Origin of the sequence: Mesorhizobium norvegicum, from assembly GCF_004919685.1 — a bacterium.
Taxonomy (GTDB): Bacteria; Pseudomonadota; Alphaproteobacteria; order Rhizobiales; family Rhizobiaceae; genus Mesorhizobium; species Mesorhizobium norvegicum.
The window spans coordinates 1-22,873 of record NZ_SMYZ01000089.1 but is presented as its reverse complement, the minus strand read 5'-3'; the positions used below and the strand labels follow the sequence as shown (position 1 = coordinate 22,873).

Annotated in this window: 23 protein-coding genes and 1 pseudogene; 15 read left to right on the top strand and 9 right to left on the bottom strand. The window is 63.7% G+C overall.

Translation table 11 applies throughout. The features are described 5' to 3' along the window. Positions 1-149: 149 nt before the first annotated feature. From FCU66_RS33550 to FCU66_RS33540, 3 genes are all read left to right on the top strand, one after another. Positions 150-1,373, top strand: a complete 1,224-nt coding sequence (locus tag FCU66_RS33550) for an argininosuccinate synthase (protein WP_136622100.1) — start codon at positions 150-152, stop codon at positions 1,371-1,373. A 171-nt stretch (positions 1,374-1,544) separates the two neighbouring features. Next, positions 1,545-2,123, top strand: a complete 579-nt coding sequence (locus tag FCU66_RS33545) for a hypothetical protein (RefSeq protein WP_246094156.1) — start codon at positions 1,545-1,547, stop codon at positions 2,121-2,123. Between the two features lie 70 nt (positions 2,124-2,193). Next, on the top strand, positions 2,194-2,673 hold the full coding sequence (locus FCU66_RS33540) for a hypothetical protein (RefSeq protein WP_342778238.1): 480 nt from the start codon (positions 2,194-2,196) through the stop codon (positions 2,671-2,673). Between the two features lie 46 nt (positions 2,674-2,719). On the opposite strand, the gene FCU66_RS33535 is transcribed toward FCU66_RS33540, so the two are convergent. After that, positions 2,720-3,517 carry a lytic murein transglycosylase gene (locus FCU66_RS33535; RefSeq protein ID WP_136622098.1) on the bottom strand — a complete coding sequence of 266 codons (798 nt, stop codon included), beginning with the start codon at positions 3,515-3,517 and terminating at the stop codon, positions 2,720-2,722. 141 nt (positions 3,518-3,658) lie between these two features. Between FCU66_RS33535 and FCU66_RS33530 the strand changes: the two genes are divergently transcribed. The 8 genes from FCU66_RS33530 to FCU66_RS33490 all read left to right on the top strand — a co-directional run bounded on the left by FCU66_RS33530 (position 3,659) and on the right by FCU66_RS33490 (position 11,044). Further along, on the top strand, positions 3,659-3,760 hold the full coding sequence (locus FCU66_RS33530) for an FAD-binding protein (RefSeq protein ID WP_281285574.1): 102 nt from the start codon (positions 3,659-3,661) through the stop codon (positions 3,758-3,760). An 86-nt stretch (positions 3,761-3,846) separates the two neighbouring features. Further along, complete coding sequence (locus FCU66_RS33525) at positions 3,847-4,944, top strand: zinc-binding metallopeptidase family protein (protein ID WP_136622097.1); 1,098 nt, start codon at positions 3,847-3,849, stop codon at positions 4,942-4,944. 64 nt (positions 4,945-5,008) lie between these two features. Beyond that, positions 5,009-5,614 (top strand): DUF1236 domain-containing protein, encoded by a 606-nt coding sequence (locus FCU66_RS33520; RefSeq protein ID WP_056585661.1) that lies wholly within the window; start codon positions 5,009-5,011, stop codon positions 5,612-5,614. Between the two features lie 221 nt (positions 5,615-5,835). After that, positions 5,836-6,798 carry a CPBP family intramembrane glutamic endopeptidase gene (locus FCU66_RS33515; protein ID WP_136622096.1) on the top strand — a complete coding sequence of 321 codons (963 nt, stop codon included), beginning with the start codon at positions 5,836-5,838 and terminating at the stop codon, positions 6,796-6,798. 288 nt (positions 6,799-7,086) lie between these two features. Next, positions 7,087-8,691 (top strand): signal recognition particle protein, encoded by a 1,605-nt coding sequence (gene ffh, locus FCU66_RS33510; protein WP_136622095.1) that lies wholly within the window; start codon positions 7,087-7,089, stop codon positions 8,689-8,691. Positions 8,692-8,698: 7 nt separating this feature from the next. Then, positions 8,699-9,025, top strand: coding sequence for a chorismate mutase (locus FCU66_RS33505; RefSeq protein WP_056585656.1), 327 nt, complete (start codon positions 8,699-8,701; stop codon positions 9,023-9,025). 39 nt (positions 9,026-9,064) lie between these two features. Beyond that, positions 9,065-9,466: a 30S ribosomal protein S16 gene (gene rpsP / locus FCU66_RS33500; RefSeq protein WP_013528800.1), complete on the top strand. Its 402-nt coding sequence runs from the start codon at positions 9,065-9,067 to the stop codon at positions 9,464-9,466. Positions 9,467-9,625: 159 nt separating this feature from the next. Further along, complete coding sequence (locus FCU66_RS33490) at positions 9,626-11,044, top strand: NAD(P)/FAD-dependent oxidoreductase (RefSeq protein WP_425462881.1); 1,419 nt, start codon at positions 9,626-9,628, stop codon at positions 11,042-11,044. A gap of 27 nt (positions 11,045-11,071) precedes the next feature. Here the strand turns inward: FCU66_RS33490 and FCU66_RS33485 are convergent, their stop codons facing one another. From FCU66_RS33485 to FCU66_RS33475, 3 genes are all read right to left on the bottom strand, one after another. Next, a complete protein-coding gene (locus FCU66_RS33485) occupies positions 11,072-11,599 on the bottom strand; it encodes an SRPBCC family protein (RefSeq protein ID WP_136622093.1) in 528 nt (175 codons plus the stop codon). Between the two features lie 74 nt (positions 11,600-11,673). Then, positions 11,674-12,084 (bottom strand): DoxX family protein, encoded by a 411-nt coding sequence (locus FCU66_RS33480; protein WP_136622092.1) that lies wholly within the window; start codon positions 12,082-12,084, stop codon positions 11,674-11,676. Between the two features lie 365 nt (positions 12,085-12,449). Next, positions 12,450-13,355: a bestrophin family protein gene (locus tag FCU66_RS33475; RefSeq protein ID WP_136622091.1), complete on the bottom strand. Its 906-nt coding sequence runs from the start codon at positions 13,353-13,355 to the stop codon at positions 12,450-12,452. Positions 13,356-13,551: 196 nt separating this feature from the next. Between FCU66_RS33475 and FCU66_RS33470 the strand changes: the two are divergent. After that, positions 13,552-13,950: pseudogene (locus FCU66_RS33470) on the top strand (ACT domain-containing protein); the annotation flags it as partial. Between the two features lie 111 nt (positions 13,951-14,061). On the opposite strand, the gene FCU66_RS33465 reads toward FCU66_RS33470, so the two are convergent. Both FCU66_RS33465 and FCU66_RS33460 read right to left on the bottom strand, forming a co-directional pair. Continuing rightward, a complete protein-coding gene (locus FCU66_RS33465; RefSeq protein ID WP_136622090.1) occupies positions 14,062-14,520 on the bottom strand; it encodes a GNAT family N-acetyltransferase in 459 nt (152 codons plus the stop codon). A 200-nt stretch (positions 14,521-14,720) separates the two neighbouring features. Continuing rightward, complete coding sequence (locus FCU66_RS33460; RefSeq protein ID WP_136622089.1) at positions 14,721-15,755, bottom strand: aspartate-semialdehyde dehydrogenase; 1,035 nt, start codon at positions 15,753-15,755, stop codon at positions 14,721-14,723. Between the two features lie 449 nt (positions 15,756-16,204). On the opposite strand from FCU66_RS33460, the gene FCU66_RS33455 reads away from it, so the two are divergent. Next, positions 16,205-18,079, top strand: a complete 1,875-nt coding sequence (locus tag FCU66_RS33455; protein WP_136622088.1) for a DEAD/DEAH box helicase — start codon at positions 16,205-16,207, stop codon at positions 18,077-18,079. Here FCU66_RS33455 and FCU66_RS33450 read toward each other — a convergent pair. Then, complete coding sequence (locus tag FCU66_RS33450; protein WP_136622087.1) at positions 18,076-19,494, bottom strand: glycosyltransferase; 1,419 nt, start codon at positions 19,492-19,494, stop codon at positions 18,076-18,078. The two genes, FCU66_RS33455 and FCU66_RS33450, sit on opposite strands and share 4 nt — an antisense overlap. Positions 19,495-19,636: 142 nt before the next feature. Here FCU66_RS33450 and FCU66_RS33445 point away from each other — a divergent pair, with 142 nt between their 5' ends. Then, positions 19,637-20,347 (top strand): DUF805 domain-containing protein, encoded by a 711-nt coding sequence (locus tag FCU66_RS33445; RefSeq protein ID WP_136622086.1) that lies wholly within the window; start codon positions 19,637-19,639, stop codon positions 20,345-20,347. 73 nt (positions 20,348-20,420) lie between these two features. Beyond that, a complete protein-coding gene (locus FCU66_RS33440) occupies positions 20,421-21,083 on the top strand; it encodes a DUF805 domain-containing protein (RefSeq protein WP_136622085.1) in 663 nt (220 codons plus the stop codon). Here FCU66_RS33440 and FCU66_RS33435 read toward each other — a convergent pair. Together FCU66_RS33435 and leuB are read right to left on the bottom strand one after the other, a co-directional pair. Then, positions 21,073-21,555: a GNAT family N-acetyltransferase gene (locus FCU66_RS33435; protein ID WP_136622084.1), complete on the bottom strand. Its 483-nt coding sequence runs from the start codon at positions 21,553-21,555 to the stop codon at positions 21,073-21,075. The genes FCU66_RS33440 and FCU66_RS33435 overlap by 11 nt on opposite strands. Positions 21,556-21,560: 5 nt before the next feature. Then, complete coding sequence (gene leuB, locus FCU66_RS33430) at positions 21,561-22,664, bottom strand: 3-isopropylmalate dehydrogenase (RefSeq protein ID WP_136622083.1); 1,104 nt, start codon at positions 22,662-22,664, stop codon at positions 21,561-21,563. Positions 22,665-22,873: the final 209 nt, after the last annotated feature.

Below are 22,873 nucleotides of genomic sequence, written 5' to 3'. Positions count from 1 at the left end.
TTGTTTCCCCTGCCGGCATCACCCCGCGCCATGCGCTGGACCAGAAGCCATGCATGCGCGCGTGCTTGCTCGCTTTGCCGTTCCTGCTAAAAGGCCCTCCGACAATCCGTGACGCCTCGGCTGGGGCGTCCGCCATCGACGGGGTAAAAATGTCCAAGGTCAAAGACGTCAAGAAAGTCGTGCTCGCCTATTCCGGCGGCCTCGACACCTCCATCATCCTGAAATGGCTGCAGACCGAGCTCGGCGCCGAGGTCGTCACCTTCACCGCCGATCTCGGCCAGGGCGGCGAACTCGAGCCGGCGCGCCGCAAGGCCGAGATGATGGGCATCAAGGACATCCGCGTCGTCGATGTGCGCGAGGAATTCGTCTCCGACTTCGTCTTCCCGATGTTTCGCGCCAACACCGTCTATGAAGGCACCTATCTGCTCGGCACCTCGATCGCGCGGCCGCTGATCTCCAAGCATCTGGTCGAGATCGCCAGGGAGACCGGCGCCGACGCGATTGCGCATGGCGCCACCGGCAAGGGCAACGACCAGGTTCGCTTCGAGCTTTCGGCTTACGCGCTGAACCCCGACATCAAGGTCATCGCGCCATGGCGCGACTGGTCGTTCAAGTCGCGTACCGACCTGATGAACTTCGCCGAACAGCACCAGATACCGGTGCCGAAGGACAAGAAGGGCGACGCGCCGTTCTCGGTCGACGCCAACCTGCTGCACTCGTCCTCCGAGGGCAAGGTGCTGGAAGATCCGTGGGTGGAGCCGCCGGAATTCGTCCACCAGCGCACCGTTTCGCCGATGGATGCGCCTGATACCGTCACCGAGATCGAGATCGAGTTCCTCAAGGGCGACCCGATCGCCCTCAACGGCAAGAAACTGTCGCCGGCAACGATGCTGGCCGCGCTCAACGATCTCGGCCGCGACAATGGCATCGGCCGGCTCGACCTGGTCGAAAACCGCTTCGTCGGCATGAAATCGCGCGGCGTCTACGAGACGCCCGGCGGCACGATCCTGATCGCTGCCCACCGCGCGATCGAATCGATCACGCTCGACCGCGGGGCCGCCCACCTCAAGGACGAGTTCATGCCGCGCTATGCCGAGCTGATCTACAACGGCTTCTGGTTCGCGCCCGAACGCCTGATGCTGCAGGCGATGATCGACAAGAGCCAGGAAGACGTCGAAGGCACGGTGCGGCTGAAGCTCTATAAAGGCAACGTCATCGTCACCGGCCGCAAGTCGAAGAAGACGCTCTATTCCGACGCGCTGGTCACCTTCGAGGACGACCGCGGCGCCTACGACCAGAAGGACGCCGCCGGCTTCATCCGCCTCAATGCGCTGCGGCTGAGAACGCTGGCCGCGCGCAACCGCCGGGGCTGACAACTATACCGATCACGGCAGAATTGAAACGACCCACGAAACCCGGCGAAGACGCCGGGTTTTTATTTGATGCTACTAATATAAAGAAAATCAAACGACTTCGGAGACGTTCCTGTTTGACCTTTCGGCGGCTTCATCTTAGGTCTCTTGCGGGATGGAGGGGTTTTGACAGTGAAAAATGGTGTTCTTCTTCTGCTTGTGGCGACGGTCGTCTTTGCAGGTAGCCAGTCTTCGCAGGCAGCCGGCAAGCGCGAGCCGAAGGCGAACTTGAGCGGGTGTGTCAGCGCTGTCCAGGCAGCATGGGGCCTTACGTTCAAGCACGAGATCGCCTCTTTCATGGGCGTCTCGCAGGAGCGCATGCCGGCCCTGTTTTGCCAGCGCATTGCCGAAGGGCTCCGCAGCGGGCGGATCAGCTATTCCGACATAAACAACCTGCAACTCGACCAACCGACCGAAATCTGGATGGTCATCAAGGGCAAGTCGAAGGGCGCTACGCAACCCCCGGCACCACGGAACTCCAAATTCCGTACCTGCTCAAATGTTATCACTGGCTCCTTCGAGGTTCTCGCTTCCCAGAAATGCCCCTTGGGCGGCAGCTACTCGCAAGCTGCCGGAGTCCCGATGGTCATCGAGGGCAGGCCAAAGGCGGCTACCCCGGCGCCGCGAAACCCCAAATTCCGTACCTGCAACGGTACCTTCCAGATTCCCGTTTCCCGGAAATGCCCGTTGAGCGGCTACGCGAATTATTGAGAGTAATGTGACCATGCGCTTGGCCACTCTTGGAACCGGTTTTCTGCCCGCGTTGACTGTCCTGGCGAGCTTGGCCGCTGCCAAAGCCGACGACTATGACCCCGCCGCCCTCGACCTTCCCGCACTGATCGAGTGCAGGGCTGACGTTCCGGCCTACAACGGTTTTGCCCTTTGGCTGTCCAGCGCACCAGGTGCCGTTGAAACGCTTGGCTGGAAGGAGGTTGCCTCGGGCAATCCGTTTCTCAGAAAATACGAGCTGCCGGCCAAAATTCGCGTGTTCAACCGCGAGACAGGATCGATCGTTTTTACCGCTGCCGGGCCGATGGCCGTGCTGGATGGCATTGCCGCGCCAGAGCTTGCCAGGGAGCTCGATGTCATAGCCGTTTTTTCGACGCCGGAGAAATTCCTTGGCGAGAAAGTTGTTGTCCAAAACACCGAAGAGTCGGAGGGATTGACCTTCTCCACGGACATCAAGCTCAACGTCTCGACCGTCGAGTCACACCCCGGCAAGACGCTGGCCGGCTGCTCCTACACGCTCGACATCAAATGAAAAACCCGGCCTGAAGCCGGGTTTTTGTCCAGTGAAGATGGTCCTATCAGTCGCCGTCGATCGCGGTGGCGATGCGGGCGATGGCCTGCTGATAGACGCTCGCGGAATTCCAGCCGGCAATCGCGCCCATATTCGCACTCGCGCTCGCACCGGCACGCCACCCATGACCCTTGAGGAAATTGGCGGTGGAAGCCAGCGCCGTGCCCTTGTCGCGCAGGTTTCCGCTGCCGACGCCATACTTCAAGACATTTCCGGGCAGGAACTGCGTGTGGCCGATCTCGCCATGCGCGGCGCCGACCGACGAGGCTGTCAACGCCCCGCGATCAACCAGCTTCAGGGCTGCAATGGCATGCGGGTAAAAGAAACCAGGGCGGCGGCAATCATAGGCAAGCGTCAGAATGGCTGAGACCGTATTCTGGTTGCCCATGGCGGAACCGAAGCCGGTTTCCATACCCCAGATGGCGAGCAACACACCCGGCGACACGCCGTAGTTCGCTTCGATCTGGGAAAACAGTGCCGCGTTCGACTTCTTCAGCGACCGGCCCTTGGAAATGATCGCGGCCCCGCCACGGCGCTTCATGAAATCATCCACCGAGCCGCTGAAAGCCTTGTGAATGCCGCGGTCGACGGAGATCGTCTTTGTTGCGTAGCTCGCGCCGGCCAGAGCGGCCAGACCCTTGGGGCCTACACCTTCGGACTTGGCTTCCGCGGCGAACTCCGGCTTCCAAGCCTCGAATCCGGCGCCGGTCTTGCCGCAGCTGGCCGCCGCCTGCGCGCCCGTAGCCAGCGCAAGCACCGCCACCACGGCCGATGCAAACATCTTTCCCTTGGCAAGAAATGCCATGCTTTCTCTCCTGATTGCCTGAATCACGTCCCGGTTGCGAATTTGCCAGTGAAACGCGCAATTGTCACCGTCCCCCGGCGCTACGCTGGCCAATGAAGGGGAATTTGCCTACGATCAAGTGATTATTGTGGCGGAGACGCAATGAAAGACGTTGATGTCGTGATCATCGGCGCCGGTTCGGCGGGTCTTGCCGCCGCCAGGACCCTGCAGGCGGCAGGCCTTTCCTTCGCCCAGCTTAAATAGCTTAAAGAAATGCGGAACGCCGGTGGGCGGTTGGCGTTGGGCACGTGCCGCCCCACATATGCTGGCTCTGAAGGTTTGAGACCGACATGAAACTCTTCGACTGCCCGCATTGCGGCCACCGCATCTATTTCGAGAACGCCCAATGCCTGAACTGCAGGAGTCTCGTGCTCTACGATCCCGAGCACGCCCGCTTTGCGCTGGCGGGCGTCGACGGCATCTTTCAGTGCACCAATGCCGATGAATGCGCCTGCAACTGGATGGCCGAGCCCGGACAGGGTTTTTGCCGCGCCTGCGTGCTGAACCAGCTGATCCCCAACCTTTCCGTCGACGGCAACCGCCGCCGCTGGATCCGCGTCGAAGCGGCGAAGAAGCGCGCCATCTATTCGCTGCTGGCCTTCGGACTGCCGGTGGCGCCCAAGCAGAACCCCGCCGACGAGATCGGCCTGGCCTTCGACTTCCTCGCCGACCCGATCGGCGGCGGCCCCGGCGGCGAACGCATCCTGACCGGCCACGACAATGGCCTGATCACGCTCAACGTCGCCGAGGCGGACTCGGCCGAGCGCGAGAAGCGGCGCGTCGAGATGGGCGAGAACTATCGCACCTTGCTCGGTCATTTCCGCCATGAGCTCGGCCATTATTACTGGGACCGCCTGATCCGCGACGATCCGCAAAGGCTGGAAGCTTTCCGCGCGCTGTTCGGCGACGATCGCGCCGACTACGAACAGGCGCTGAAGGCCTACTATGCCAATGGTGCCGCGCCCGACTGGCAGCAGGGCCACATCTCGGCCTATGCCACCTCGCATCCGTGGGAGGACTGGGCCGAGACGTGGGCCCACCATCTGCACATCACCGACACGCTGGAAATGGTGCATGCGCTGAACTTTCCGCTCGGCCGGCTGGAGACGGTGGAGGCCAACGACTTGCCGCAGGGCGACACTGGCGGCGGGCTGCAGGCGGCACCCTCGGAGCCGGCGACCGCGCCCGAGCCTTTCGAAAAGATCCTTGCCCGCTGGCTGGTGCTGTCTGAAGCCTCCAATTCGATCAATCGCTGCATGGGCCTGCCCGACCTCTACCCCTTCGTCATTTCGGACGTCACGGCGCGGAAATTGGCCTTCGTTCACGAACTTCTGACCGGTTTGCCGAAAGAACAGGGAACAAATCGTGAGTTGGCGCAGGCGTTTTAGCGGGAACGCATACGCCGCTGACCCGTTTTCGCTGGCGAGGGACCAAGAAAACGGAGAGAAAACCATGAAATCCCTATTGTTTCCGGCGGTCGCCGGAATGCTGACCGTGATGTCGGGTGCCGCTTTTGCCGACACCGCCGTCTCCGCCGTCACCGATCTCAACGTCCGCGCCGGGCCTGGTCCGCAATATCCGGTCATCGGCGTGCTCGCCGCCGGCCAGTCGGCGACGCTCAATGGCTGCATCGAAAACAGCAAATGGTGCACCATCGCCGAGGCCGGCGGCCAGGGCTGGGTCTATTCCGACTATGTGACGGCCGATTTCAGCGGCACCCGGGTCGTGCTGACGCAGCGGCCGCACGGTTCCAGCATCGCAGTCGTCTCGCCGCCGGACGACATCGGTAACTACTCGACCGATTATACCGGAGCGATCGTTGCCGGTGAGCCGGTCGAGGACGCCTTCCCCCCACCTCCGCCCGAAATCAGAACCTATGTCGACACGCATCGCCTCGACCCCGTCTATCTTGACGGCGAGGTGGTGACCGGCGCGACCTTGCCCGACACCGTCGAGCTGCGCGAAATTCCGGACTACAACTACCGCTACGTCTATGTGAACGGCCAACCGGCGCTGATCGATCCGCAGACGCGGCGCATCATGTATGTCGTGCGCTGATGAGCGATTAGAGGCATTCCGAGACGCGCCTTTTGTCGACGTCGGCACCGCCCCTCATTGCCCTGCCGGGCGCCCGGCAGGCAGGTGAGGGGCGGCGCAACCCCGGAAAGGATAATTCAAAACCTTGAAGCGATTACCTTGTGGTGCGAACGGGAGTGATTGCGCGCAAGCACCCGATCTCATAGATCATGCAGCCCTGTGCCATCGGCAAAGGAGCCAGCGTGACGATCGATTCGGCCGCCTTCGAGCGCTATAGGCGCTCGCCGAACGCCAGGACGACCTTGCCGCGCCTGTTGCTCGGAACGGTGATCGTCATCCTGTTCTGGGCCGCCACGACCGCGGCCGTGCTGTTCGGCGGCACCTACGCTTTCTTCACCTGGCAGGCACCAGCGGCTCCGCCACCAGACGGGGTAATGCAGGGGTTCCTCGCATCGCCCATCGGCATTCTCACCGCGCTCGTCTCGTTCGCCGGCATCTGGATCGGCCTGTGGGTCGCCATGCGCTGGGTGCATGGCGAGAAGCTGTCGGCGCTGATCGGCAACAGCCGGCGTATTTCATGGTCGGGCTTCCTCAAGGGGCTGATCGCGGTGCTGATCACCTCGCTCATATCCGAGATCCTGCTCTATCTCTTGCAGCCGCAGATCGCGCGCGGCCCGATCAGCCTGTCGTCCTGGCTGCTGTTCCTGATCCCGATCGCCGCGCTCACTTTGTTGCAGACCTCGTCGGAAGAGGTGCTGTTTCGCGGCTATCTGCTGCGCGGCCTGGCCAACCGGTTCAAGAGCCCGTTCATCTGGGCGCTGTTGCCCGCCCTGCTGTTCACGTCGCTGCATTGGAGTGCAGGCGCGTCGCCCGCCATCAACGCCTGCGTGCTGGCCTCGATCGCCGCTTTCGCGCTGCTGCTGACGCTTGTCGTCTATGCCACCGGCAATCTCGGCGCCGCCTTGGGTGCCCATTTCGGCAACAACCTGACCGGGTTTCTCCTGATCTCGCATCAGCAGAGCTACAATTCCTTCGCTTTGTTCAACGCCAGGCCGCTCGAAGGCCCGGGCTGGACGACATATGATGCGGTTCTCATCGCCTTTATCGGCATCGTTTGCAGCCTGCTGACGATTGTGCTGCTTTTGCATCCGCGTTCGCCGCTCAGGGTTGCCGCCGAGTTACCCGACCAGTCGAGCACGGCCTGAATGCAGCCTGGGGACGGCCCGATATGGGCCTTGTCTTGACTCCGCGGCCGATTTCCTGTCTACACGCCTCGAATTCCGCGACGAGTATCCCTCCGAGCAAGCCGACCAGGACGCCGAAACCTCTTTGAGGTGAAGTGCTGTAAATCGATCCTGGAGGCCAACACCCGGCAGCGCTGAGCGCCCCCGGGTGCTTTTTGGCTTTTCGCTTGCACGGGCTTTTGGTTGGACACTGGGCGCGAACGCATTACCTCTCGGGCACCATCCGGATGCCAGGGAAAAGGAAAACGAATGTTTGAATCGCTTCAGGAGCGCCTTGGCTCCATCCTGAACGGCCTGACCGGCCGCGGTGCCCTGTCGGAGGCTGATGTCTCGGCGGCGCTGCGCGAGGTGCGCCGTGCGCTGCTCGAGGCAGACGTCGCGCTGGAAGTGGTGCGCTCCTTCACCGACAAGGTGCGCGAGAAGGCCGTCGGCGCTGCCGTGGTCAAGTCGATCAAGCCCGGCCAGATGGTCGTCAAGATCGTCCATGACGAACTGGTCGAGATGCTCGGCGCCGAAGGCGTCGCCATCGATCTCAATGCCCCGGCCCCGGTCGTCATCATGATGGTCGGCCTGCAGGGTTCCGGCAAGACGACCACTTCGGCCAAGATCGCCAAGCGCCTTTCCGAGCGTCAGAACAAGAAGGTTCTGATGGCCTCGCTCGACACGCGGCGCCCCGCTGCGCAAGAGCAGCTTCGCCAGCTCGGCGAACAGGTCAAGGTCGCCACGCTGCCGATCATCGACGGGCAGTCGCCGGTCGACATCGCGCGCCGCGCCGTGCAGGCGGCCAAGCTCGGCGGCCATGACGTCGTCATCCTCGACACCGCCGGCCGCACCCATATCGACGAGCCGCTGATGGTCGAGATGGCCGACATCAAGAAGGTGTCGAGCCCACACGAAATCCTGCTGGTCGCCGATTCGCTGACCGGCCAGGACGCCGTCAACCTGGCCAAAAGCTTCGACGAGCGCGTCGGCATCACCGGTCTCGTGCTGACCCGCATGGACGGCGACGGCCGCGGCGGTGCTGCGCTTTCGATGCGCGCTGTCACCGGCAAGCCGATCAAGCTGATCGGCACCGGCGAAAAGATGGACGGGCTGGAGGAATTCCACCCCAAGCGCATCGCCGACCGCATCCTCGGCATGGGCGACATTGTCTCGCTCGTCGAAAAGGCCGCCGAGAACATCGACGCCGAACAGGCGGCCGCGATGGCCAAGAAGATGCAGTCGGGCAAGTTCGACCTGAACGACCTTGCCAGCCAGCTTCAGCAGATGTCGAAGATGGGCGGCATGGGCGGCATCATGGGCATGATGCCCGGCATGGGCAAGATGAAGGACCAGATGGCCGCCGCCGGTCTCGACGACAAGATGTTCGGCCGCCAGCTAGCCATCATCTCCTCGATGACCAAGGCCGAGCGCGCCAATCCGGATGTGCTGAAGCATTCGCGCAAGAAGCGCATCGCCGCCGGTTCAGGCACCGACGCGGCCGAAATCAACAAGCTGCTCAAGATGCATCGCGGCATGGCCGACATGATGAAGGCGATGGGCGGCAAGGGCAAAGGCGGCGGCCTGATGCGCGGCATGATGGGCGGTCTCGCCAACAAGATGGGCCTCGGCGGCATGATGCCCGGCATGGGTGGCCCGGGGGGCATGATGGGCGGCGGCATGCCGGACCTGTCGAAGATGGACCCCAAGCAGCTCGAAGCCTTGCAGAAGCAGGCACAGGCAGCCGGTCTCGGCGGCGGCATGAAAGGCCTGCCCGGTGGCGGTGGCCTGCCCGGTCTGCCCGGCGGCATGAAGCTCCCCGGGCTTCCCGGTCTCGGCGGCGGCGGGCTGCCTGGCCTTGGCAAGAAGAAGTGAGGACGCCATGAACGAAGAGAAAGATATGGCCGACGCACGCACCATCCTGGCCGACTACCGCGCCTCGATCGACAACATCGACGCAGCCCTCATCCACATGCTGGCCGAGCGCTTCCGCTGCACCAAGGCGGTTGGCGTGCTGAAGGCGACGCATGGCCTGCCGCCGGCCGACCCGGCGCGCGAGCAGCAGCAGATCGCCCGGCTTCGCCAGCTGGCGAAGGATGCCCATCTCGACCCGGATTTCGCGGAAAAATTCCTCAACTTCGTCGTCCGCGAAGTGATCCGCCACCACGAACAGATCGCCGCTTCCAACGGCGTGACGAAAACCAACTGAAACCCAATCAACGAACTTAGAATTTTTAGGAGAAAAGAAATGCCCTTGAAGATCCGACTGGCCCGTGCGGGCTCGAAGAAGCGTCCTTACTACCACGTCGTCATTGCCGACGCCCGTTCGCCGCGCGACGGCCGGTTCATCGAGTCGATCGGCTCGTGGAACCCGCTGCTGCCCAAGGACGGCGAACGCGTCAAGGTCGACGCCGACCGCGTCAAGCATTGGCTGGCGCATGGCGCCCAGCCGACCGACCGCGTGCTGCGCTTCCTCGACGAGGCCGGCCTCGTCAAGCGCGACGCCCGCTCCAACCCGAAGAAGGCCGAGCCGGGCAAGAAGGCGCAGGAACGCGCTGCCCTTCTGAAGAAGGCGCAGGAAGACGCCGCTGCCGCTGTTGCGGCCGCCGCAGCAGCACCGGCCGAGGCCGAAGCCGCTACCGCCGAGTAAGTTATTTCTCTATCGCATCCAGGAAAACGGCGGGCCCCAGGCCCGCCGTTTTGCCATGTCGACTTCACTTTTCGAACGCGGCCCGATCAATAGCCGCGCGGGCAGCGGTCGATGTAGACGCGGCCATGACGATCGCGGTAGTGGCACTCGCCACGCTCGATGGCCGATCAACACACCGGCAACAGCGCCAACAGCTCCACCAACGACGGCACCTTCAACCGGATCACCGGCACCAGCAGCGCCGACCGCCGCACCACCCGCCGCACCGCGTTCGGTTTGCGAACAGCATGGACGCCAGTTGGATTTCGGTATACTCGTATACGAAGATCGCTGGAGCGCTCGAATTCCATGGCCAAAACATCTCGCCGAAACCGGGCACACTTGCCGACCGAAGCGATCGTTATCGGCGGCGGAATCGCCGGATGCACCCTCGCCTACGAACTGGCATCCAACGGCATCAAGACAATCGTCATCGAGCAGAACGTGATTGCGGCGGAGTCTTCGGGGCGCAACACCGGAACCCTGCTTAGCGGCCCCCAATCCGAGGTCGTCCAGATGCTGGACGCCTGCGTCGCGATCTACGAAGAACTGGCTGACGGCCCTGTTCCCTTTGAATTCGAAAGGATCGGGCATCTGCTGATCGCCGAGGATGACGAGACTTTGGAGAAAGCCGAAGCGACCGCACACCGCTATCGGCAGGCCGGCGTTGGCATGGAGCGGGCCATCGGGACCGATTTGGCCAACGACCACCCGGCTCTGGGGTTCAACATTGCAGGTGGCTATTTCGTCGAGCGCGCGTGGACCCTGGAACCGATGGGAGCCACCCATGCCTTCGCCCACGCCGCGCGCCGGGCGGGTGCTGTGTTTCAGACCGGCACGCGTGTCGCCCAGATCCACACGCACAACGGAAAGGTCCAGGGCGTCTTGACGGATCAAGGGATCTTGGCCTCGGACATGGTGTTCATCGCCAACGGGCTATGGGCCAATGACGTCCTGCGCCGAACCGTTGGCGACGATCCGCTGCCGAGCCTTCCCCTTTCTGCGGGCCGCGGATGGCTTGTCCAACTCGGCGCCCTTGGGTTCAGGATTCCATGGATCGTTGAAGAGTTCACATGGCCCGATCAGGAAGAGCTGGGGAAGCGCATGTCCCTGCGCGGTCTGGACGATCTTGCCCGCCAGCGTGACGACCAGATTGCGGTTGAGGCCATCTGCCTCAATCCGATGAAAGGCGGCGACGCGCGCCTTGGCGCCACTGTCCAGCCGGCGTTCCGGGACCTGGTCCGCAACACGGACATAGCGAGCCGTATGGCGGCGCGAACGCTGCGCATGATCCGGGGCCTCGAGGGTCCCACCATCAGGAACGTCTATCCGGGCAATCGGCCGATGCTGCCTGACGGATTGCCGGTAGCCGGGCCAACGCGCATCGAGGGCCTATTCGTGCATGGCGGGATGGGATCGATAGGCATGCATGCGGCGCCCGCCACGGCGCGCTGGCTGGTCGATGCCGTGCTGAACAACAACGGCCGGATCACCAGGTCGTGGCTGAGCCCGAACCGCTTTGCCGGATGGGACAGCTGACGTCACGCCGCATAGGGCTCAGGCACGTCACTTTTCGCCGAGACGCTTCAGATTGGCGAGGCCTACCTCGAAATCCTTGCCGATCAGCGTGTCGAAGTTCATGAACAGGCCCATCAGCTTTGCGATGAAGGGCCGGCTGCCGCGCATCGCCCAGGTGACGGCGGTGTTGTCGCCCGACGGCGCCAAGGTGAAGTCGACGCTGTTGTTGGCCCTGAACGGCTTCTCGAAATCGAGTTTCAGCGACACCAGCGACGACGGCACCGAATTGACGATCTCCATGCGCCCTTTGCCGGCCTTGGCATTGCCCTCCCAGGCATAGGCCGCACCCTTGCCGCTCTCAGTGCCGGACAGCGTCCGCTTCATGTCCGGGTCGAGCTTTTCGTAAGGCGACCATGTCGGCCAACGGCTGAAATCATTGATCAGCGGGAAGATCGCTTCCGGCGGAGCCTTGATCGTAGCCGAACGGGTGACGACGAAATCATTCGGCCGCGTCGCGGCATAGAGAAGCACGGCGGCGATGATGACGAGCAGGATGATGAGGATGGTGCTGAACATTTTTCTCTCCCTAAAGCAATTCCAGGAAAAGTGTGAAGCGGTTTTCCGTCCGGAATTGCGTCAAAACAGTGCGTCTATCGGCTGAACGGGATCAGCGCGCGCACGCGTGGGTCGCGCAGATACAGGCCACCCCACAGGATGATGCCGAGATAAACGCCGAACAGCGTGTGCGAGAACAGCGGATTGTCGACGCGGACATTGGTGGCGATGGCGCCGCCCATATAGGCGGTGAGCAGGATGGCGCCGAGCACCGCGGTGCGCGGCAAGGCGTAGAGCGCCGTCGAGATCAGGCCGATGATGCCGAGCATGCGCGCGACATTCGGATCGGCCGGCCAGCCGAGCGGCACCATCGTCTGGGTGACGATGTCGAGCGGCGGCAGCTTGATGGCGCCGTCGAAGATCATGAACAGCACGATGACGCCGCTGAGCGCGCGGCCGGTCCACAAAGCGCCCGGCGATACGGGCGCGGTTTCCGAAATGCTCATGGTGGTCCCTCCTGATGGTTCGAGCCCTTTTCGCTGGGGTCGACCCAAGGACGCGGCGTGGGGCGCAAATCCGACAGGGTGCGGATTCTTTTTGAGCCGGTGGCGCTACAATGAGGCGAAGGCAACCTTGGCGCCGAGATAATCATGCCTTCCATGCCGTGATGTCAGCCGAAGAGTGCAACGGTGCGGAACATGGCTAGCTATTCGCCGGACCCTCAATTCCGATCTGCTTTCATGTATCATGAGTGTCGCGGCATGGATCCTCGGGTCTCCGCGACGTCGCTTCGCTCCTGCTCCGCCCGTGGATGACGAAGAGAGGGCCGTGTCGGCCAATCTCCGAAGACAGAGCCATCCCTATCCAACACCTACGAAAAGTAAAACTTCTCCGCCGGCAGCATTTTCGGCGGCGTTTCGCCCAGCGCCTCGAACACCGAGATCTCGCAGACGCGGCAGAGGCCGTCGAGGGCGAGGTCGTTGGCCTCGGTGCCGAACGGGTCCTCGAGTTCTTCCGACAGCGCGTCGAGGCCGAAGAAGGTGTAGGCGATCAGCGCCGTGAACAGCGGCGTCGCCCAGCCGGCGGCGGAGACCAGCCCGAAGGGCAGGAGCAGGCAGAAGATATAGGCGGTGCGCTGCAGAAGCAGCGTATAGGCGAACGGCAGGGGTGTTCCCATGATGCGCTCGCATCCGGCCTGCGCGGCGGCGATTTCCGACAGGCGCTCGTCGAGGATGCGGTAGCCGATCGTATCGATCGCGCCGGCCTTGCGCAGCGCGGCGATGCGGCGGCCCATGCCGCGCACCATCGCGTCGGGTGCGTTGGCTGCCTTGGCGACGATCTCGGTTTCGGCACCGATGAAAGCGCGGGCTTGCGGCGCCGCGTCGACCCGTCTGAGCAGACCGCGCAAAAAGTGGCAAAAGGCGATCGCTTCCATCAGAAGGCCGCGCAATTCCGTCCGGTCGTCGACCAGCCCGGCGGAGGCACGCGCCAGGTTGCGGATGTCGAAGACGAGCTGGCCCCACAGTTTGCGCGCCTCCCACCAGCGGTCGTAGGCGGCGTTGTTGCGGAAGCCGAGATAAATCGACAATGCCACCCCGAGCAGCGCGAACGGCGCTGTGCCGGCATTGCCGAAGTCGAGCTTCAGCGCCCGCACGACCACCACCACCAGCGCGCCATAGGCTGCAAAGCCAAGGATCTGCGGCAGGATGCGCGGCACCACCGAGCCGCGCATGATGAAGAACAGGTGCAGAAGGCGTGGGCGCGGGCGGACGATCATCAAAGGCCTTTCGCGGACCGGCGCTGGTCCTCAGCTGCTTTATTGTGCGACGCAACAGGTCCGCAAGCCCAGCCGCCAGCGACATCGCCATGTCGTCTGTACAGCGTGCGCCGGCGCGCACTATCAAGGTTCGTCGGTGGCGGATATTGATGGCATGCGGCAGCGCGCGACCCGCATCGATCGAGAGAGAGACGGCATGACTGGCGAGACCGATCTGAAGACACTGCTGGCATCGATGACGCCGGAACTGCTCGCCGGCACCTATGTCTTCGCCACGCTGGCGCCTGGCCTCGCTCAGCCGGAAGGCCTCGAACCGGTGATGGTGTTTCGCGAGCGCGAGGGCGTGACGCTGATCCTGACCGAGGAGGCGGCCAGCGCAGCTGCACTGACGGCTTCCTTCCGCTGCCGAATGGTGACGCTGAACATCCATTCGTCGCTGGAAGCCGTCGGCTTCCTCGCCACTATTACCACGCGCCTGGCCGCCGCCGGCATGGGCGTCAATCCGGTCTCGGCCTTCTACCACGACCATCTGTTCGTGCCGGCGGAGCGGGCGGAGGAAGCGCTGGAGCTGTTGCGGGGACTGGCTAGGCAATCATTCGCGACCAGGGATTTACAGCGCGAGGACATCGAGGCAATCGCAAGCGGCAGCATGTCATCAGAGAGCGATCATCTCGATGCCTTGCTCGATCCGAAGTAAAGCCTACGATCAGCGCCTGTGGACATACAGAATGTCCGGCAGGCCTTCCTCGTTGGTGGTGCCGTCGCCGAACGACTCGGCGCGAAAGCCGTGACGTTCGTAGAACCGGCGCGCGCCGTTGTTGGCCTGGAAGCAATACAGCTTGATTGGCGGCATCCCGGCAGTAGCCTCGGCAAGCAATCGGCTGCCGATGCCTTGTCCCGTCCAGGCCGGATCGAGATAGAGCTGCTCCACCCATTCGCCGCTGACGGCAATGAAGCCGACAATAGCCCTGCCGGCCTCGGCGACCGTCACCTGCTGGCGTGGCAGCACGATATCGCGGATGAAGGCGAGGTCTTCGGCCGGTGTATGGATGACCGGCATCCAGTCGAATGAGCCAAGCGCTGCCCGCATGAGCCGGGCGATGGCAGCGGCGTCAGAATCTGTGGCCGGGCGCAGGATGATATCTACGGGCTGAGTGCTAGTCATGAAAAGGGCCGGCAACGTCTCACTCCGCTGGAACACCCCTCATCCGTCTCGGCGCTACGCGCCGATCCACCTTCTCCCACAAGGGGAGAAGGAAGAAACGCCCCGGCCGAAGGCCGAGCCCGCGACCGCGGGCCGCCGGTCGTCCGGCGCCCCCGCGGAGGGCCCGCCGCGGCAGCGGCGATACGGCCCGTGAGCGAAAACTAAGCCGCCTTCTTCTTCGGCTGGATCAGGCCGCGCTCGACCAGCAGCTCGGCGATCTGCACCGCGTTCAGCGCCGCGCCCTTGCGCAGATTGTCGGAGACGATCCACATCGACAGGCCGTTGTCGATGGTCGAATCCTCGCGGATGCGCGAGATGAAGGTGGCGTCCTCGCCTGCCGATTCCAGCGGCGTGATGTAGCCGCCGTCCTCGCGCTTGTCCAAGACCTGGCAGCCCGGCGCCTCGCGCAGGATATCGCGCGCCTCGTCGGCGGTGATCGGCTTTTCGAATTCGATGTTGACCGCTTCCGAATGGCCGATGAACACCGGCACGCGCACGCAGGTCGCCGTCAGCTTGATCTTGGGATCGAGCATCTTCTTGGTCTCGGCGACCATCTTCCACTCTTCCTTGGTGGAGCCGTCGTCGAGGAAGACGTCGATGTGCGGGATGACGTTGAAAGCAATGCGCTTGGTGAACTTCTTGACGTCGACCGAGTCGGCGACGAACACCGCGCGCGTCTGCGTGAACAGTTCGTCCATGCCTTCCTTGCCGGCGCCCGACACCGACTGGTAGGTGGCGACGACGACGCGCTTGATGGTGGCGAAGTCGTGCAGCGGCTTCAATGCCACCACCAGCTGCGCCGTCGAGCAGTTCGGATTGGCGATGATGTTCTTGCGCGTGAACAGCGAGATCGCGTCCGGGTTCACTTCCGGCACGATTAGCGGCACGTCCTGGTCGTAGCGGAAGGCCGACGAATTATCGATGACGACGCAGCCCTGCTTGCCGATCTTCGGCGACCATTCCTTGGAGACGTTGCCGCCAGCCGACATGATGCAGATGTCGGTGTCGGAAAAATCATATTGGTCGAGCGTCCTGACCTTCAGCGTGCGGTCGCCGAACGACACTTCCGTGCCCTGGCTGCGCCGTGAGGCCAGCGCCACGACTTCGCTCACCGGAAAGCCGCGCTCTTCCAGTATGTTGAGCATTTCCCGGCCCACATTGCCCGTGGCACCGACGACTGCAACCTTGAAACTCATCGAAAAATCTCCTGTCCCTCTCCGCTTGGTTTTTTGGAGAAACCCGCTGGCCGATGCGGGTTCCGTCCCCCGGGCCGAACCCGGGAGAGGGTGGTTAGGCCAAGGGAATCACACCGTTTTGGTGGTGGTTTTGGCCATAGTTTTGCTGGAACGAGGAGACGCGCCGACGCGCCCGGCCCAATGATGTGCATTGTGGCCAGGGAAATCGAATGCAAGAACCGCCATCAAAAGGCCGCGCATCGAAACTGTCCTGTTCGGTGCCGGCTTTTACGCGGTTTGCGTCAAGAGTCAATTGCCGAGCGACGCCCGGTTTCCCGCACACCCTGTACAATGGCGGCTGCGCGAAGTACGAACGGCAAGATCGTTCGGCTCGTTGCGCTGTCAGGTGGCGCTCGCCGACGGGTGACCCATTGCCGGGCATAAAAGAATCCGAATTCCGAAAGAGTGAGATGTCCAACTTCGAAGCACTTGTTCCAGCGCTCGCCAGGGCGCTGGAAAAACGCGGCTATTCCGAGCTGACGCCCGTACAGAAGGCGGTTGTGGCGCCCGAACTCGGTGAGGCCGATGCACTGGTTTCGGCACAGACCGGCTCCGGCAAGACGGTGGCCTTCGGCCTCGCTCTGGCGCCAACCCTGCTCGAAGGTGCAGAGCGCTTTGGCCACGCCGCGGCACCGCTGGCGCTGGCGGTGGCGCCGACGCGCGAACTGGCGTTGCAGGTGACGCGCGAACTGGAATGGCTCTACGAGCTGACCGGCGCCACCGTGGCGTCCTGCGTCGGCGGCATGGACATGCGCTCTGAGCGGCGTGTGCTGGAGCGCGGCGCTCATATCGTCGTCGGCACACCCGGCCGGCTGCGCGACCACATCACCCGGCATTCGCTCGACATGTCGGCGCTCAAGGCGGTGGTGCTGGACGAGGCCGACGAGATGCTCGATCTCGGCTTTCGCGAGGACCTCGAATTCATCCTCGACGCTGCCCCGGCCGAGCGCCGCACGCTGATGTTCTCGGCCACGGTGCCGCGTTCCATCGCAACGCTCGCCCAAGGCTACCAGCGCAATGCCGTGCGCATTTCGGCGGCCGGCGAGGAAAAGCAGCATCTCGACATCGAATACCGGGCGTTGAGCGTTGCCCAGCCCGACCGGGAAAACGCCATCATCAACGTACTGCGCTATTACGAGGCCAAGAACGCGCTGGTGTTCTGCAACACGCGTGCCGCCGTCAACCATCTGACCGCGCGCTTCAACAACCGCAACTTCTCCGTTGTCGCACTCTCCGGCGAACTCAGCCAGAACGAACGCAGCCATGCCTTGCAGGCGATGCGCGACGGCCGCGCCAAGGTCTGCATCGCCACCGATGTGGCGGCGCGCGGCATCGACCTGCCCAACCTCGAACTGGTCATCCACGCCGATTTACCGACCAATCCGGAAACGCTGCTGCACCGCAGCGGCCGCACCGGACGCGCCGGGCGCAAGGGCGTCAGCGCGCTGATTGTGCCCAACAGCGCCCGCAAGCGCACCGAGCGGCTGCTGCAGAACGCCGGCCTCAAGGCGACATGGGCGAGCCCGCCCTCGGCCGACGACGTGATCCGCCGCGACGACGAGCGCATCCTTGCCGATCCGGCTTTCGACGAGCCGGTGAAGGAGGACGAGCGCGGTTTCATCGACGCGCTGCTCGCCAGGCATGGGGCCGAACAGGTGGCCGCCGCCTTCGTGCGCCAGTGCCGGGCCAGCCGCTCGGCGCCCGAGGACCTCATGGAAATCGCGCCCTTTACGCCGTCGCGTGAAAGACCGGCGGGCGAAAATTTCGCGCGCCGCGACGAGGCAGCACCCAGCCGCCGCGACGATTTCGGCGACAGCGTCTGGTTCTCGCTGTCGATCGGGCGCCGGCAGAATGCCGAGCCGCGCTGGCTGATCCCGATGCTGTGCCGCACCGGCAGCATCAGCAAGCGCGAGATCGGCGCCATCAAGATGCAGCCGGAAGAGACCTACGTGCAGATCGCGGCGGACTGGGCCGACCGCTTCCTGGCCGCCATCGGTCCCGACCGCAAGCTGCAAGGCAACATCCTGGTGAAGCGGCTGGACGGCACGCCCGATCTGTCGCGCGCCGGCTATCAGCCGCCAAGCCCCGACAAGAAGCCGCATCGCGGCAAGGCGCCGTTCGACCCCAACGCGCCGAAGCGCAAATTCGAGAAGCGTGCACCGGCATCAGCCGATCAGCGCCCGGCAGCCGCGCATGAGGCAAAGCCTTGGGCGAAGCCGGGCAAGCCGAAATTCGACACCACCGGCGCGCCCAAGCACAAGAAGGCGAAGAAGCGGCCCGCCTAAAACCTTGATCGGCCCGACGCGCTGGCCTGCAGGCCTGCCTTGATGGCGGCCCAGCTTGCCCCCGCCGGCGTTGGCCGATGCTTCTCTGCGATGCGCTCGACCAGCGAGGATCGCCACGCATGGTCCTCCGCCATCCTGCGGATCGCCTTATACCAGCCTTGCTGGTCCTGCGAATCGATCGCCGGCATCATGCCGCCGGTCGCCTCGATCAGCGACGGCGCTGTCGAGACGATGACCGGAACCCCGAAATCGAGGCATTCCGAGGCGCCGTAGCCCCAGCCCTCGATATGCGAGGGAAAGACGCCGAAAGAGGCGCTGCGATAGTATCGGATGAGCTCCTCGTCGCTGACCAGCCCGGTGAATGTGACCGACTGGAGGAGCTCGGGATGCGCCTTCAAATAAGCCCGCAGCGGATCGATCATCCAACCCCAGCGCCCGGCGCAGACGAGCCTCGGCAGCTTGACACCCTCGTCAAGCGCCTGCTGCCAGATCCGCGCCAGCAGGATGTGGTTCTTGCGCACTTCGATGGTCGAGCAATAGAGCACGAACGGCTCGCCGGTCTCGATGCGCGAGGTCGTGCCAGCGCGCGATGCGTTTGCATGCAGGATGGAGGGCATCGGAAACCGGTATACCACCGGCTGCACGACGCCTGCCTTGCGCATATGATCGGTCAGCGTCGCACCAACTTCGTCGGAGGCACAAAACGCCGGAGCGCCGGAGCGCACGAGGTGCTCGAGATAGGACCCGAAGCGGGTCTCGCGAGGGCCTGCACCGAGCAGGTCGGGGCGTAGTGTCGGGATAAGATCGTGGCAAAGGAAGGCAAGGTCCCCGGCGCGCCTTGAGACGGCGGACCGGTCTTCCTGGGTCAGGATGTGATGGCTGATCAGCACAAGGCCGCGTTCGGTCTCGGCCGGTTGGCTTGGAACATCCCGGCGCAAGCCCGACCGGATCCTCGCCCGCTGGTACAGACGATAGGCACGGATCAGCAGCTTCGTCGCCTGATAGGCAATGCCTTTGCGGCCATTGGTCACCGTCTTGGCGAGATGTCGGTCAGCGTCGCGCTTGCCCCATGGCTGCTGCCTCGCTGCCTCGAAAGCCTGCGACAGCGCCGTGCGTCTCCCCGGCCACCTCAGGACATGATGCCGTGAAATCTCGCCCGCCGCGACATGGTCCAGCTCGTAGGGGGCAAGTGGGCGGAACCGGCCTTCATCGGCTCTGAACGCCACCACCTCCACGCATGGGTCGGGATCCGCCAACGCCGCGTTGATGAGAAAGCTCTCTACCCGTGGGATGCCGGCCAGGCCCTCGCCGGGTGGCCAGAGCATCAGGCCGGTGGCGTCGATGGCCAGCCTCGGAGGCTTTCTTTCCCCTGCATCGTCAATCACAGTTCTGGTGTCAGGACTCTCGACTGTCATTGTCTGCTTCTGGCGAAGGCGGTTGCACTTGATGCCTTATGCTTCATTTGCCGCCAAGACGGTAGCCATGCCGCCCGGTATTGCCCATCGGCTCGGCCCTGTGCCACATCTTGACCGGGACGTGGCGAGAGGGGGATGGCAAATGCGCGGCGAAGTGCTTCATTACGACGAGGATCAGGGTTTTGGCTTCATCACCGGAGCCGACGGCAACCGCTACACTTTCACCCGCGAGAACCTGCGCCGGGAAACCGCCATGCCCAACGGCGCGGCCGTCGAGTTCCAGCCGGGCGGTGGCCAGGCGCGCGACGTCTTTTCGATCGCCGCCCCGACTGCCGCTGCGGCCGCCGCCGACCCCGGCATCAACGCCGCACCTGCCCAGGCCGGCGTTCCGCCTGCAGCGGCGCCTCCCGCGCAGCATTTCGGTCGGTCTTCCGAGACCGCCGAGCCCAGTGATCTCTGGGGCTATTTCTGGCGTGGCGTGACGCAAAACTATTTCAATTTCGCCGGCCGCGCCCGCCGCAAGGAATATTGGGGCTACTGCCTGTTCTGGACGGTTTGCCTGCTGATCATCGGCGGCATCGGCCTGTTCACCGATATGGATATGGGTGGTTTCGACAGCGAGGTCTCGGGAGCGGTGACGGTTGGGCTGTGCGGCACGTTCCTGCTGGCGACCGTTCTTCCCAGCCTCGGCATGATCGTGCGCCGGCTGCACGACATCGGCCTGTCGGGCTGGCTCTGCCTGCTGATCCTGATCCCGACCATCGGCAGCCTGATCATCCTGGTCTTCGCGCTGATCCCGACGCAGGCCAGGGAAAACCAGTGGGGACCGGTGCCGGCGGGAGTCAAAATATAGTTTAGCGTGCATCTTGCAATCATAGACAACCTTGGGTAGTATTTTGCTATCACAAGCATGGATGGGGCAGGGCATGCGCGGTGCGGTATTTCATTACGACGAGGATCAGGATTACGGCTACATCAATGGGATCGACGGCAAGCGTTATATCTTTACCCGTAATGATCTGAATCAGGGAGTGGCTCTCGTCAGAGGCGCTCTCGTCGAGTTCCAGCCGGACGACGGCACGGCGCACTATATAGTCGCCGTGGCCTCAACCGCACCGTCGCCAGGCACCGGTCAGCCGCGGCAGCCTGGCCGTCCTGCCGAAAACCGGCCTGCGGTTTCCACAGGACTGTGGGCTTACTTCCGGCGCGCGGTGAGTGTGAACTATGTCAACTTCAACGGGCGCGCCCGCCGCAAGGAATTCTGGGGCTTTTGGCTATGCTATACCATTGTTCTGGCCGCCCTTTTTGGCTTCGGGATACTGATCAATCTGGCTGTCAACGGCTTCGGCGCCAACGCCGGCAGGACGTCGATAGGGTTCGTACCCGCCCTTGTTTTCGCCTTGGCATTCACCGTGCCATGGATCGCGCTCGTCGTGCGGCGTGTGCACGACCTTGGCCTGAACGGCTGGTTTGTCTTGCTCTGTTTCATCCCAGCCATCGGCGGCGTGGCCTTGCTGGTCTTCGGGCTTATGCCGTCTCAGGTTGGCGAAAACCCCTGGGGGGCCGTGCCGGCAGGCGTCAGGGTTTAACCGCCTTCAGCGCCTTGCCCGAAAGCCTGAGAAAGACCTTCTGGCCGTGGCGTTCGGCGCCAAGCCGCGCGTAAAAACGCAGCGCGCCCTCGTTCCGATCTTCGGTGGTCAGGTCGATACGGCCAATGCCGTGGCTGAGGCAATGATCGGCGAGAAAGCCGATCATTGCCCGGCCGACGCCGGCGTTGCGGATGTTGTCGCGCACGAACAGGTCCTTGAGGAACAGCAGCCGCTCAAGATCGATACCAGGATGCGCGATCGCCACCGACGCCAGGCCGCTGACCTCGCCGTCGACGAAGGCGAGCGCGAAATGCGGATAGGCTGGGCTTTCCTCGCCAAGCCATTTCCGTGCAACAGACAGGGCCCGGTCGGCATCGAGAGGCGGCTGCCGGTAATGCTCCGCCATCTCGCACAGTATGGCCGCGAGTGCCGCGGCGTCCTCGATCGTCGCCCAGCGGACGTCGACCGCCATGGGGATCAGCCCAGGAACCTGGCGATGATCGCGTCGCCCATCTCAACGGTGCCGACCTCGGTCATGCCGGGGGAGAAAATATCCTTGGTGCGCAGGCCTGCGTCGAGCACGGCGGCGATCGCGCCTTCGACACGGTCGGCTTCATCGACCATGCCGAAGGAATAGCGCAGGCACATGGCGAAGGACGCGATCATGGCGATCGGGTTGGCGATGCCCTTGCCGGCGATGTCGGGCGCCGAGCCGTGCACCGGCTCGTAGAGCGCCTTGCGCTTCTTGGTCTTCACGTCAGGCGCGCCGAGCGAGGCAGACGGCAGCATGCCGATCGAGCCGGTCAGCATGGCGGCGATGTCGGACAGCATGTCGCCGAACAGATTGTCGGTGACGATGACGTCGAACTGTTTTGGCCAGCGCACCAACTGCATGCCGCCGGCATCGGCCAGCATGTGGTCGAGCTTGACGTCGGAATAGCGCGCCTTGTGGGTCTGGGTGACGACCTCGTTCCACAGCACGCCCGACTTCATCACATTGCGCTTTTCCATCGAGGTGACATGATTGCGACGTGTCCGCGCGAGCTCGAAGGCGACGCCGGAAATGCGCTCGATCTCGAACGTGTCGTAGACCTGCGTGTCGATGCCGCGCTTCTGGCCGTTGCCGAGATCGATGATCTGCTTGGGCTCGCCGAAATAGACGCCGCCGGTCAGCTCGCGCACGATGAGGATGTCGAGACCCTCGACCACCTCCTGCTTGAGCGAGGAGGACGCCGCCAGCGCCGGATAGCAGATGGCCGGGCGAAGATTGGCAAACAGCTCCATGTCCTTGCGCAGCCGCAGCAGGCCGGCCTCAGGGCGCACCTCGTAGGGCACCGCGTCCCATTTCGGACCGCCGACGGCGCCGAACAGCACCGCGTCGGCCGCCATCGCCTTTTCCATGTCGGCGTTCGAGATCGCCGCGCCATGCGCATCATAGGCGCAGCCGCCGACCAGCCCATCCTCGGTGGTAAAACCGCTGCCGAGCTTTTCGTTCATGACCGCGATCAGTTTCTTGACCTCGGCCATGGCCTCCGGACCGATGCCGTCGCCGGGGAGCAGGAAAAGATGCTTCGTTGCCATGGAGAAACCGTCCCAGAAAGAATTTGAACCGCGGCCTTGCTAAACGCCAAGCCGGTTGTGCGCAAGGGGACGAGCGCCGAGATCCTTCATACCCCCCTCTGCCCTGCCGGGCATCTCCCCCGCAAGGGGGGAGATCGAATGTTACTTCGGGTTTCGCCAATCCCCCGCTTCGGAAGAAGGGCGGGACGACGAAACTGCCAATCTCCCCC